Origin of the sequence: Hydrogenobacter sp., assembly GCA_041287335.1 — a bacterium.
GTDB lineage: Bacteria > Aquificota > Aquificia > Aquificales > Aquificaceae > Hydrogenobacter.
In genome coordinates, this window is sequence record JBEULM010000040.1 from 42,674 (window position 1) to 55,708 (window position 13,035).

Genomic DNA, 13,035 nt, shown 5'->3' on the forward strand with positions numbered 1-13,035 from the left:
CTATTTAATTTATGTTCTACGTTTCAAAAGTAAGCCTCTTCTTTTTTGTTCTGGCATGGGTAGATCTCTTTTTCTCGCTGATATACAAGTCGTTGAGTTTAAACTTGGAAGCCGTATGGATGATAGCAGTATTCGGCTTTATAGCCCATACAATCATGTCCGCCATGTATCAGCTTATTCCAAACTCTCAAGGTAGATCTTTGAAATTTCCACAGGTGTCTTATATAGTTTTTTCCCTCAGCCTCTTTGCATCTCTTTTCCTTTATGCAGGATGGTTTCATTACGCAAGTTACATCTGTGCTTTGGTGTCAATCATCTTCTTTGTTCACATATTTATCTCTGTAAAAAACTGGGGTCCCGTGACGGTGAAGTTTCTTGGTTTAAGCGCTCTTTACTTTTTAATATCCTCTATATTCCTTCTCCTTTCAGATCTTGGCTATGTTCCACCGCAGGTTGCCGTACATACACTTACTCTCGGTTTTATGCTCAACGCAGTTATGGGAACACAGCTTGCGTGGATACCCATGCTTTATATGGAAGCTCTGAATGTAAAGTATGGCATTTATTTATTTTATGTTAGCCTCTTAGCCTTACCTCCCTTCCTTTTCTCCTTTTATATTCTCAACTACAAATTTATAGCTCTTCTGAGTATCCTACCCATAGTCGTAGTAAGCTACTTTCTTTGGATAATTTACTCTGTATTTTCAGGCAGGCGTATGCCAAAAGAGATACCTCTTGCAGTAAGATACTTTATACTGGCTATGGTTTTCCTCCCTTTTGGTATGCTGATCGGTGTTCTCATGGCTGGTAACAATTTGATACCCCTTTTGATAAGACCGCATATAGATCTTCTCGTTTATGGCTTTACTGCAACTACTATAATGGGTGGTGTAGCACACCTCTATCCGCGAATAGTTTACGGTTGGATGCAGTCAAAGGGTGTAAACGTGAGCATACAGACTCTCGTTGATGAAGTTCTTCTCAGAAAGCTACTTCCCTATGTAACTTTTAGCGTATTCTGGATGAGTTTTTGTGACGTTATGGGGGATTTTTTCCTTTACTTTTCCGCTCTGCCTTACATATTTTTGTGGCTTTTATTTTTTAAGGCTGTGTTTTTAAATTCCGTTCTAAAGAGCAAAGTCACTTCCTAAGTATACTTCCCTTACCTCTTTATTGATCACTACTTCCTCAGGCGATCCCTCCGCGATTATACTACCTTCAGATATTATGTAAACCTTGTCCACTATCTTTATAGCTTCCCTCACGTTGTGGTCAGTTATAAGCACTCCTATGTTTTGAGACTTAAGATCTTTTATCATAAGTTTTATATCTGCAACGAGTATGGGATCGATGCCTGCAAAGGGTTCGTCAAAGAATATATACTTAGGTCTTGGTATCAGTGATCTTGCTATCTCAAGCCTTCTCTTTTGTCCTCCGGATATGTGTTTCGCTTTGATATCTTTTATATCGTAAAGTCCAAAGTCCGCGAGAAGCTCTTCGGCTCTTGCATACCTTAAACTTCTACTTTCCTCAAAGAACTCAAGAAATATGAGAAGATTTTCAAGGACGGTAAGATCCTCAAAGAGGGTATGTTCTTGGGGCAGAAAGGTAATACCTTCCCTCGCTCTCAGATGCGCCGGCGTGTGGGTTATATCCTTACCATCAAACAGGATCTTGCCCTGATCAACAGAAATGAAACCGACAAGACAGTTAAAAAGGGTAGTTTTACCGGCACCGTTTGGACCTAGCAGTCCTACTATCTGCCCCCTATCTATCCGCAGATCTACACCTTTGAGAACCTCTCTTCCTTTGTAGCGCTTTTTAATACCTTTGGCGATCAGCATTTATTTTATTTTAACTCTATCGCCTAAATGTACCTTGTGTTATATTCACGAAATAGTTACTTTAAAATTCCCTTATTTTTTATGTTATAATATCATAAAATACTCAGGAGGTTTAACATGAGGCGTACGGTGGGAATGCTTGGGTTGGTTTTTTTAGGAAGTGCGCTTGCAAAGGAGGTGCAGGTAGAAGAAGTTAGCGTTACAGCAACGAGGACAGAGAGGAAGACGGAAGATGTACCTGCAAGCGTCAGTGTAATAGGTAAAGATAAACTTGATCAGAAACCCATGTTTAATCTTTACGATGCCTTGCAAGGGCTACCGGGTGTGAACATTACTACAAGGAATCAAGGCTATGACACGAGACTCATCATAAGAGGTGCAGGATTAAAAGCTCCTTACGGTGTCAGGGAAATAATGATACTGCTGAACGGTGTTCCTATAACAGACCCTGACAGCCTCACAAGGCTGGACTTTGTAGATACATCTCTTATTGAAAGAGTAGAAGTGGTCAAAGGTCCCAATTCCACACTCTGGGGGGTTAACTCATCAGGCGGTGTTATAAACGTCATAACAAGAAGCCCATTTGAGAAGAAGGGAGGCTTTATAAAGCTAAGCGTAGGAGATTATAACACACAAAATCATAATCTCTACTATTCTACACCCTTAGGAGGAGGGTTTTATATAGGTTTTAACGCAAGCAGGAGACAAACTGATAACTCTTGGAGACCCCATAACAAATTCTGGACAAATCAGATAACCCTTCAGCCTTCCTACATGTTTCAGGACGGTAGTACATGGGAGAACTATATAAGTTACACTAAAGCTAACCTTGAGCTTCCGGGATCACTTGTAGTAAACCCAAGCAGGGGTATAGACCAGTGGTCAGAATTTAAAAGAACTGGACAAGTTCCAACAACCGCAGATCCTTGGAAAAATATGGGAAGGTATTCGGAAATATTCTTTCTTAGTTCTAAGCTTACAAAGAATTTTGGAAACCTTGAAATAATACCACTAATTTACCTAAATCACTGGCAACATTACCACCCTGTTACAGGAAAGATAAATGATGCAAATACATGGGTGTATGGCTTTGACTTTCAGGCAAACTACAGACACAGCTTAGGCACACTTACTGCTGGATTCACCTTAAGGCACGACGACCAGAATACGGACTATTTCAAATACAGGGATGTGAAGGTAGTACAAGGTAGGATATTGAGTACTCTTTCTGACAGAAGGGGTGACTTGCTTGAGAAGCAAAATCAAAAAACTACTTTGTCAGGCGTATTCCTTCAGGAATCTCTGCAAAGGGGCAGATGGATCATTGATGTTGGTGCGAGAGTTGATAGGGTAAAGTTTGACATATCAGGCTTTAAATGGGGAGATTACGACTTTGGTCTGGGAAACTACCGAAGCTGTCCTGATCCTTCCATAGACAACTGCCTTTCCTATTCAAGGGATAAAACTTACACAGCATTCAGTCCGAGAATAGGTATTGTGTACAAGCTCACATCCGTAGTGAATCTTTATGGGACAATATCAACTGGAGCAACTACTCCTTCAAGTTCCGAGCTATCCTCAAACCCAGACCTTAAACTTTCCAAAGTTATAAACTACGAAGTCGGGCTTAAGGCAAGGCACCAAAAATTTACCGTAGATACAGCCTTGTATCTAATGCGGGTAAAAGATGAAGTTGTGAGAGTTATACAACCTAACGGATACACACAATTTACCAATGCAGGTAAAACCGAGAAGAAAGGATTTGAGTTCTCGGGTTCTTATAAACTCTTTGAAGGGTTTGATGTAGGATTATCTTACGCTTACTCTGATTACAAATTTAAAGAGTTTTCCGAGCTTGTGGGAGGTAAAAATGTGAGCAGAAATGGTAACAGACTCCCTTACATACCAATTCATCAATACTCACTTTTTGTGAACTATACTCACCCATCCGGAATAAGAGCGAGGGTTCAAACTGATACTTGGGGTAGGTATTACATGGACAATGCTAACACTGAAAAATACGGGGGTTACGACTTTCTAACGAGTGTAAGCTTAGGTTATGTGAAAAGGAACTTTGACGTAGCGCTAATGGTAGACAACATCTTTAACAAGAAGTATGCGGTTGAAGTTACAAAGGATACCTCTGGCGTAAAAAGATACACCCCCGGATCACCAAGGACTTTTCTCGTAAGGGTAAGTTACAGCTTTTAAAGGAGGTATAAATATGCATGTAACTAAGGTGCATATAGCATTAAAGAGAAATAAAAGGGACATTTTTGGTATGCCTATATTAAGCTTTCTTTTTAAAAATAAGTATATGCTATTTTTCTATAGGCTATTTACACTTTTTCTCCTTATTTATTCTACACTTTATGGTTTTATAAATCCTACAAAGGGAAATCTTTTTACTAATGCGGTCTTCTGGTCCATCTTTTGGCCCTTCTTTATGACCGTTAGTCTTCCTACCCTTGGTAGTGTATTTTGTATGGTATGTCCTCATGGTTTTTTGGGCAAGTATATAACCAAACTTGGGCTTAAACTCAGACCTCCAAAATGGCTTGCAAACCCTTACATAGGACTCGTAGGTTCAAACATTCTGGTTTATTGGTTTGTACTTTATACCTTTCCGGGCTTTTTTAGAAATCCTTTTAATACAGCCATTTTCTTTTTATCTTTTACCTTTCTCTCCGTGCTATTTTTCTTCGTATTTAGGGGAATGGCATACTGCAAATATATATGTCCTATAGGTTCAGTTAACACTGCCTTTTCAAGGACATCCTTTACGTGGCTTTCCACATACGAGGAGGAATGTAAAAGCTGTAAAAAGCCTGAGTGTGCTTTAGCTTGCCCCTATGAGCTAAACCCATCCAAGTTTGACAAAAAGAACTCTATGACTTACTGTACCCTTTGCATGGAGTGTGCCAAGGCTTGCGATGCTGTGAGGTTTGAGGTAAGAGGTTGGGGAAGCTCTCTATACAAAGAGATAAGCAATCCCAAGTCTATAGAGATAGCGGTGTATATACTTCTCCTTGGGGTCATCACATTTACAATGAGATTTCATCACGGGCTTTCAAGGAGTGGGCTTGCAAACTACATGCCTTGGGTAGTTGTGGGCAAACATCTTCAGTCAGCTTTAGGTATTCCCAGCTGGGTTGATATTACAGGTCTTGTCGCGTTGCTTATGGCTGTTTCATTGGTTCTTTTGTTGTTTTACGTAAGCTTCAGGCTTGTAGCAAAAATAACTGAGAAAAGTTTTAAAGAGTGCACTCTTGTGCTTGGTTATGCCTTTGCACCTTTGATGATCGTGGGGGGTCTCTCTCATACCCTTGAATTTTTCTTTACCGAATACTATCACAATATAGTAAATGGCTTTTCTCAAGCTTTTGGTTTGGGAATTCATGGCGTAACGCTCGCTAAAAGAGGAGATATCTGGCTTAACTTATTTAAGATTTTTCCATTTGTAGCAGGTTTTTGGAGCCTTAACATCTTATGGAAAAGAGTAGTTATGTTCACAAAAGATAAGCGAAAATTGGTGTTTATCCTATCTGCTTCTTTACCATTGGTTTACCTCCTCCTATCACTGCTTACTATAATCGTAATGGTACTCTTTCCAGTACATCATGCTCACAAAATACACTGATATGAATAGGAAACTTAGCGCTTACGCCTTCTCCCTCCTTTTGCACATTTTATTTTTTAGCGCTTACGTTCTATTTTTCGGAAAGGCTGTTAAATACAAACATATAGTAGAAATAGACCTTAGTCTAACAGAGCAGAGCGCAAATAACGTGGAAAAACATCACACAGAAGAGAAAACACCTGTAAAGAGAGAATTTATACAAACTCATAAAAAAAGTACGGAACGCATACAAAATGCAGTGAATAAAAAAAGTGAAGGGAAATTGATGCAAAATTCTGAATCGTATGAGAGCTATAGGGAAGGCATTCAAGAAAGCAACAGTATATATGAAAAATCTGAGAATGCCTCAATATCAGGTGGAGTAGTTAAACAAAATGTGACTGAAAACGAAAAAAGAGGGGATGCTTCAGCTTTGGTACAGCAAAGCAAAGTTGCTGGAAATGAAAAACAAACTTCAGAAACTTACCTAAGAGAAAAACTTTCGGTAATTTCTTCTATAGTAAGGGAAAATATAAGTTATCCTCCTATAGCGCGCAGGATGGGATGGGAAGGTAAAGTTGTGATATGCTTTTTGTTGAAATCTGATGGTCAAGTGGAGAATATATATGTAGAAAAAAGCTCAGGCTACGAGATCTTAGACGCTAATGCTATAGATACCCTACAGAAGGTAGCTAAGTTATTTCCAAAACCTCCTGTGGACGTAATGATAAGGCTTCCAATAAATTACAGGCTTGAGTAATTTTAAAACCCCCGGGACGACCTACTTTCCCGTGCCGTTCGTCCGGCACAGTATCATCGGCGCTGGAGGGCTTAACTGCCGGGTTCGGAATGGAAACCGGGTGTTTCCCCTCCGCTATGGTCCCGAGGGAAACCTTAGCAACTCAATAGGTCTTCCTTCCTGTGGGTGTGCAAGTCAAACGGGCTATTAGTACAGCTCGGCTTCACCCCTTGCGGAGCTTCTACCTGCTGCCTATCAACCTGGTAGTCTTCCAGGGCCCTTCAGGGAGTCCTTATCTTGAGGTGGGCTTCGCGCTTAGATGCTTTCAGCGCTTATCCCGTAGCAGGATGGCTACCCGGCGCTACCTCTGGAGAGATAACCGGTACACCAGAGCCTGCCCCGTCCCGGTCCTCTCGTACTAAGGACGGACCCTCTCAAGACTCCTGCGCCCGCGGCGGATAGGGACCGAACTGTCTCGCGACGTTCTGAACCCAGCTCGCGTCCCCCTTTAATGGGCGAACAGCCCAACCCTTGGGACCTGCTTCAGCCCCAGGATGGGGGGAGCCGACATCGAGGTACCAAACCTCCCCGTCGATGTGGGCTCTCGGGGGAGATTAGCCTGTTCAACCTTGCTCTGGTTTCCCAGAGGGTTAGACTATATCTTCATCCCCACCTTTTTCGTGGGGAGCGCGGCGTGTTGGCTCTACCTTTTGGTAGAACCTTCGGGCAACGCGCCCTCAGTCGTTACAGGGTCAGGAGAGGTTTTGTATTTCATAAACTCAGGCACCCAAGGCTTTATTATGGACATAAGCCTCTCAGTTTCCTCTCTCGGAAAGTAAAGCACTGGGTAGCCCTTTTTCCATACTACCTTTGGCTTTAAACCAAAGTTTTTTTCCAAGGCTTCGGTCAGCCTTTGCAACTCCTCTTCTCCGTACTTTGGGAGGTATATGTAGGCCACCTTGTCTCTTCTGTAGTAGTGTCCGTCATCCATATACCAGACTGCCAGAGAAAGGGGAGCTTTTAGAAGCATACTTATTTTTTCTGGCACCCTTTTTTTGCCCTTCTCATCGTAGAAGAGCCTTCTTAACTTTCCCAGCAAAGGCATTGAGTGGCTCTGACACCTGTAGTAGGTGTAAGTTTTACGCCACTTTGGGTTATACCTTTCTATCCTTTTGGGTTTGTCCTGCATCAGGTTTTTCAGCTCTTCCCACTTCCAGAAGATGTAGTCTTTTTGTTTTTCAGAATGCTCAAGCTTTAGCCTTGCATTCTTCTTGCCTGTGGCTTGCAGGTAGCCATCACCCAAAAGGGTGCCTATGATTATTTCCCTTTGCCTTTTGCTCACCATCGTGCCTCTCCTGACTTCCCACGGGATTACCCCACGCCCTTTCTGGGCAGGAGGGCTCCCCCGTTATAAGCCGCGTTCTTGCCTCCCAGTTGCCTGGGAGCGGGACAACAAGCGTTATCCCCGGAGTAGCTTTTATCCGCTGATCACCGGCCCTTCCCCGAAGAACCGGTGGGTCACTAGGCCCGGCTTTCGCCTCTGCTCGGCCTGTCGGCCTCACAGTCAGGCACCCTTCTGCCCTTGTACTCTACGGCGGATTTCCGACCCGCCTGAGGGTACCTTTGGACGCCTCCGTTACCTTTTAGGAGGCAGCCGCCCCAGCTAAACTGCCCATCTGACACGGTCCCGGCGGAGGATAACTCCGCTCGGTTAGGGCCTCAGCCTGTCCAGGGTGGTATCTCACCGGCGCCTCCATCCCTCCCGGAGGAGGGACTTCACAGGCTCCCACCTATCCTGCGCAGGACAAGCCAAGGCTCAATGCCAGACTGCAGTGAAGCTTCACGGGGTCTTTCCGTCCTACCGCGGGTAGCCGGCATCTTGACCGGCATTACAATTTCGCCGGGACTCTCCTCGAGACAGCGCGGCACTCGTTGGGCCATTCATGCAGGTCGGAACTTCACCCTTTCCTACCTTTCGGCAGGGGGTAGACTATACCTTCATCCCACCAAGGACCTGTAGGAGGAAGTCCTTTGTATATTTTCTCTTGCCCGAAGGGTTCATACGATAGGCAAGCTCTATTATCTGGGGCAAGTGCTTTGGTGAAAGGTGAAGATTTGCTTTTATCATCTTGCAGATTTCTCTGAACTTCTCAAAGTCTTCAGCTTTTGCTCCCTGCAGTGGATACTTCTCAAAGTGCGGAATCACCTTCAGCGTCAGGTCTTTTATGTCCCTGACCTCATACTTGTAGGTATTGTCCGACCTTGAGAACCTTATACCACCGCAGGCAAAGTAGGCATGCACCTTTTTTAGAAGCTCCAAATCCCTTCTGTTCATTGATAAGGAAAAGGAGGCTCTGGTTTCTACGCCTACCTTCAACCTGTCTCTTAAGTTAAAGCTCACAGAAAAGCATCCTTCACCTTCCACAAGCCCAGTTATGTACCAAGGGTCAAGCATGACTTCCTCCATAGCCCTTTCTGCACCACCTTTCGGCGGGTGGGAGCCGGCGTCTTGCACGCTATAGGCGTGCCTCCCCTTTCGGGTCAGTCGTTACGGGGCTTCCTACCCCTCACGAGGCAGGAGCTTCCCTCGGGATTACCCCACGCCCTTTTTGGGCAGGAGGGCTTCCCCGATATGAGCCGGACACGGGCAAGTCTCCTTACCCGACAAGGAATTTCGCTCACCTTTATCTCTGGCTTTCGCCAGAGGGTGGACTGTATCTTACCACCGCCTCTAGGTCCCTTTTTACCTGAAGGAGCCTTTCTCTGTTTTGAGTGTTCATCTGCAGAGCTGTCTCCACTATATCAAGAAGACCTTCAGGCTTTAAATGTCTGCCCTCTTCAATCCACTGAACTATACGCCTGAACTTTATAAAATCCACGTTCTTTTTCGTCTTTAGAGGGTGCTCCGTGAAGAACTCGCATATCTTTTTCAGACAGCTCAACTTTCTTACCCTGTAGCACCATCTGTCGCCATTGTTTTTCCTCACTACACCGCATGAAAAGAAGCGCTTGAGGGCATACAGCACCTGTATATCTCTTTCGTGCTGGACCACCACAAACTCGGGCAGAACCTGATAGCCTACGCTCATCTCAGGGTGCTTATTGACCGATACATGAAAGCACCCTTCACCATCTACAAAGCCCACAACCCAGTCAGGAGACAGTTCCATATTGCTCCTCCAGGGAGGCGTGGCCTCCGCGTGCAGTCTCTGAGGAACCCCCTTTCGGGGTTTCCTGCGGATTGCCCAATCTCTGGCATTTTTACGGAAGGCTTTTACCTTCTCGTAGCCAGAGCTCTAAGGGCTTCCCCGCATACAGCGGAGTTCAGGCAGCTTTCGCTACCTTAGGACCGTCATAGTTACGGCCGGCGTTTACCCGGGCTTCGGTTTGGAGCTTGCACTCCTCCCCTTAACCTACGGGCACTGGCCAGGCTTCAGACCACATACAGCCCCTTACGGGTTTGCGTAGTCCTGTGTTTTTGATAAACAGTCGGCACCGCCCGGTCTCTGCGACCCACAGGAGCTTACGCCGCAAGGGCTTCACTCCCATGGGCCCCCCTTCTACCGAAGGTACGGGGGCAACTTGCCGAGTTCCTTGAGGAGAGTTCCCCCGACGCCTTAGGCTACTAACCCAGCCCACCTGTGTCGGTTTCCGGTACGGGCAGCTGTGCTTCAACGCCAGCGCCGTTGTTTCTCGGCAGTGTGGCGTCAGGAGAGTTACCCCATCGGCTCTCGGAGTATGGGGTGACGGATTTGCCTGCCACCCCCTCCTACTACCTTAGACCACCATTCCATAGGTGGCTCTCCCTAGCCTCCTGCGTCACGACTCTGGCTCCACACAGCTGGCGCGGGAATGTTGACCCGCTTCCCATCGGCTACGCCTTCCGGCCTCACCTTAGGGTCCCGGCTAACTGGCGGATGATTTACATTGCCGCCAAAACCTGGGGCTTTCGGCGGACAGGTTTCTCACCTGTCTTCGCTGCTACTCATGCCAGGATTCTCACTTCCCTGCAGTCCATCCCACCTCGCGGTGAGACTTCGGCCCACAGGGAACGCTCCCCTACCGCTCGCTTACGCGAGCCCGCAGCTTCGGTACCGGGCTTGAGCCCCGCTAAATTTTCGGCGCACGGCCGCTCGGCCGGTCAGCTGTTACGCACTGTTTAAAGGATGGCTGCCTCTAAGCCAACCTCCCAGCTGTCTTAGCAGCCGCACATCCTTCCCCACTTAGCCCGGATTTTGGGACCTTAGCTGGCGGTCTGGGCTGTTTCCCTCTTGTCCACCGGAGCTTATCCCCCGGGGACTGACTGCCCTACTACCTTTCCCGGCATTCGGAGTTTGGCAGGGTTCGGTACCTCTTTCGAGGCCCTAGCCCAACCAGTGGCTCTACCTCCGGGAAGGACCGTAGGACGCTAGGCGTCGACCTATTTCGGGGAGAACGAGCTATCACGGAACGCGATTGGCTTTTCACCGCTACCCACACCTCATCGGACGGTTTTGCAGCACCGACCCGTTCGGGCCTCCAGACGGCGTTACCCGTCCTTCACCCTGGGCATGGGTAGATCGTTCCGCTTCGCGTCTGCCCCCAGCGACTTAACGCCCTATTCGGACTCGCTTTCGCTACGGCTTCGCCTGACGGCTTAACCTCGCCGCTGAGGACAACTCCCTGGCTCATTCTGCAAAAGGCACGCAGTCGGGCCATAAAGACCCTTCCACTGGCTTGTGGATCCGGGGTTTCAGGTTCTATTTCACTCCCCTTCCGGGGTTCTTTTCACCTTTCCCTCGCGGTACTATGCGCTATCGGTCTGCCCGTAGTACTTAGCCTTGGAGGGAGGTCCCCCCTGATTCCCACGACCTTCCACGGGGGCCGTGGTACTTGGGATCATGCACCCAGGAGACTGCTCACCTTTTGCCTACGGGGCTTTCACCCTCTATGGCGGAGCATTCCAGCTCACTTCGGCTAGGTGGCAGTTTTGTAACTCCCTGAGAGGCTGGCGGACCTCTCCGTGCATGTCCCGCAACCCTATGCGGGCTAAGGCCGCCACCATGGCACCCGCATAGTTTGGGCTGGTCCCCTTTCGCTCGCCGCTACTCGGGGAGTCTCGTTTGATTTCCTTTCCTGGGACTACTAGAAGGTTTTACTTCGTCCCGTATTGGCTCCGCTTGCGCGGATGACAGGGCTCAACGCCCTGCCGGGTTTCCCCATTCGGGCATCCGGGCCTCACAGGCTCTTTGCGCCTCCACCCGGCTTATCGCAGCTTAGCACGCCCTTCATCCCCTCGGGCAGCCAAGGCATCCACCCCGGACCCTTACTAACTTGCACACCCACAAGGAAGGAAAACCTATTCAGTTGCCAAGATAACGTGGAGATGGTGGGATTTGAACCCACGACCTCCTGCTTGCAAAGCAGGCGCTCTCCCGCTGAGCTACATCCCCTTGGACCTGCCCCAGATAATGGGCCTCGGTGGACTTGAACCACCGACCTTGCCCTTATCAGGGGCACGCTCTAACCGACTGAGCTAGAGGCCCAAAGGAAAAGGCAGCTCAATAAGGAGGAAGGGCTCCTGAAAGTTTATTCTTAGAGTTTGCTCCGTTATAAAGGAGGTGATCCAGCCGCAGGTTCCCCTACGGCTACCTTGTTACGACTTCGCCCCAGTTGCCAGCCTTCCCATCGTCCTCTGCCTCCCTTGCGGGTTAGCCCGAGGGCTTCCGGGAAGACTGACTTCCGTGGCGTGACGGGCGGTGTGTGCAAGGCCCGAGAACGTATTCACGGCGGCCTAGCTGATCCGCCATTACTACCGATTCCGGCTTCATGAGGGCGAGTTTCAGCCCTCAATCTGCACCATGACCGGGTTTGAGGATTTGCTCCCCATTTCTGGGTCGCTTCCCATTGTCCCGGCCACTGTAGCGCCTGTGTCGCCCCGGGCATAAAGGGCATACTGACCTGACGTCATCCCCACCTTCCTCCGGCTTATCGCCGGCAGTCCCCTTAGAGTGCCCTCCGTAGAGTGGCAACTAAGGGCAGGGGTTGCGCTCGTTGCGGGACTTAACCCAACATCTCACGACACGAGCTGACGACGGCCATGCACCACCTGTGATGGGATTCCGTCCAGAGGACGGCACCCTCCGCTTTCGCAGAGGTTTCCCATCATGTCAAGCCCGGGTAAGGTTTTTCGGTTAGCATCGAATTGAACCAGACGCTCCACCGGTTGTGCGGGCCCCCGCCAATTCCTTTGAGTTTCAGGCTTGCGCCCGTACTCCCCAGGCGGGGCGCTTAACGCGTTAGCTGAGACACCGCCCTTACGGACGACGTCTAGCGCCCATGGTTTACGGCTGGGACTACCCGGGTATCTAATCCGGTTTGCTCCCCCAGCTTTCGTCCCTGACCGTCAGAACAGCCCCAGCAGGCTGCCTTCGCCTTCGGTGTTCCTCCCGATATCTACGCATTTCACCGCTACACCGGGAATTCCGCCTGCCTGAGCGTGCCTCAAGATGGGCAGTTCGGTACGCCTTTCCACCGTTGAGCGGTGGGCTTTGACGAACCGCTTACCCATCCGGCTGCGGACGCTTTACGCCCAGTGAATTCGCGCAACGCTCGGGACCTACGTATTACCGCGGCTGCTGGCACGTAGTTAGCCGTCCCTTCCTCTGGGGGTACCGTCACCCACAGAGATTATTCACCTCTGTGAGCATCTTCCCCCCTGACAGGAGTTTACACCCCGAAGGGCTTCTTCCTCCACGCGGCGTCGCGGGGTCAGGCTTTCGCCCATTGCCCACGATTCCCCACTGCTGCCCCCCGTAGGGGTGTGGGCCGTGTCTCAGTCCCACTGTGGCCGG

Annotated in this window: 5 protein-coding genes, 2 tRNA genes and 3 rRNA genes; 4 read left to right on the forward strand and 6 right to left on the reverse strand. The window is 48.4% G+C overall.

The window, feature by feature from the left end:
* Nucleotides 1–11 precede the first annotated feature (11 nt).
* Nucleotides 12–1,151: a hypothetical protein gene (locus ABWK04_05935; protein ID MEZ0361417.1), complete on the forward strand. Its 1,140-nt coding sequence runs from the start codon at nt 12–14 to the stop codon at nt 1,149–1,151.
* Here the strand turns inward: ABWK04_05935 and lptB are convergent.
* Complete coding sequence (gene lptB / locus ABWK04_05940) at nt 1,128–1,844, reverse strand: LPS export ABC transporter ATP-binding protein (GenBank protein ID MEZ0361418.1); 717 nt, start codon at nt 1,842–1,844, stop codon at nt 1,128–1,130. The genes ABWK04_05935 and lptB overlap by 24 nt on opposite strands.
* A gap of 117 nt (nt 1,845–1,961) precedes the next feature.
* Between lptB and ABWK04_05945 the strand changes: the two genes are divergently transcribed.
* The 3 genes from ABWK04_05945 to ABWK04_05955 are packed head-to-tail and all read left to right on the forward strand — an operon-like array spanning nt 1,962 to nt 6,223.
* Nucleotides 1,962–4,055 (forward strand): TonB-dependent receptor, encoded by a 2,094-nt coding sequence (locus tag ABWK04_05945; protein MEZ0361419.1) that lies wholly within the window; start codon nt 1,962–1,964, stop codon nt 4,053–4,055.
* A gap of 13 nt (nt 4,056–4,068) precedes the next feature.
* Nucleotides 4,069–5,484 (forward strand): 4Fe-4S binding protein, encoded by a 1,416-nt coding sequence (locus ABWK04_05950; protein ID MEZ0361420.1) that lies wholly within the window; start codon nt 4,069–4,071, stop codon nt 5,482–5,484.
* Nucleotide 5,485: 1 nt separating this feature from the next.
* A complete protein-coding gene (locus ABWK04_05955) occupies nt 5,486–6,223 on the forward strand; it encodes an energy transducer TonB (GenBank protein MEZ0361421.1) in 738 nt (245 codons plus the stop codon).
* An 8-nt stretch (nt 6,224–6,231) separates the two neighbouring features.
* Here the strand turns inward: ABWK04_05955 and rrf are convergent.
* The 5 genes from rrf to ABWK04_05980 form a co-directional block, all read right to left on the reverse strand.
* Nucleotides 6,232–6,351: ribosomal RNA gene (gene rrf, locus ABWK04_05960) — 5S ribosomal RNA — on the reverse strand.
* Nucleotides 6,352–6,388: 37 nt separating this feature from the next.
* A 23S ribosomal RNA gene (locus ABWK04_05965) occupies nt 6,389–11,521 on the reverse strand.
* Between the two features lie 41 nt (nt 11,522–11,562).
* Nucleotides 11,563–11,634 (reverse strand) — tRNA-Ala (locus ABWK04_05970).
* 19 nt (nt 11,635–11,653) lie between these two features.
* Nucleotides 11,654–11,727, reverse strand: a tRNA-Ile gene (locus tag ABWK04_05975).
* Between the two features lie 68 nt (nt 11,728–11,795).
* Nucleotides 11,796–13,035: ribosomal RNA gene (locus ABWK04_05980) — 16S ribosomal RNA — on the reverse strand; the annotation flags it as partial.

What these genes read in the sequence shown, in the direction of transcription:
- ABWK04_05955 (MEZ0361421.1), top strand. Translation starts at nt 5,486, where the DNA reads ATGAATAGGAAACTTAGCGCTTACGCCTTCTCCCTCCTTTTGCACATT.
- ABWK04_05950 (MEZ0361420.1), top strand. Translation starts at nt 4,069, where the DNA reads ATGCATGTAACTAAGGTGCATATAGCATTAAAGAGAAATAAAAGGGAC.
- ABWK04_05935 (MEZ0361417.1), top strand. Translation starts at nt 12, where the DNA reads ATGTTCTACGTTTCAAAAGTAAGCCTCTTCTTTTTTGTTCTGGCATGG.
- lptB (MEZ0361418.1), bottom strand. Translation starts at nt 1,844, where the DNA reads ATGCTGATCGCCAAAGGTATTAAAAAGCGCTACAAAGGAAGAGAGGTT.
- ABWK04_05945 (MEZ0361419.1), top strand. Translation starts at nt 1,962, where the DNA reads ATGAGGCGTACGGTGGGAATGCTTGGGTTGGTTTTTTTAGGAAGTGCG.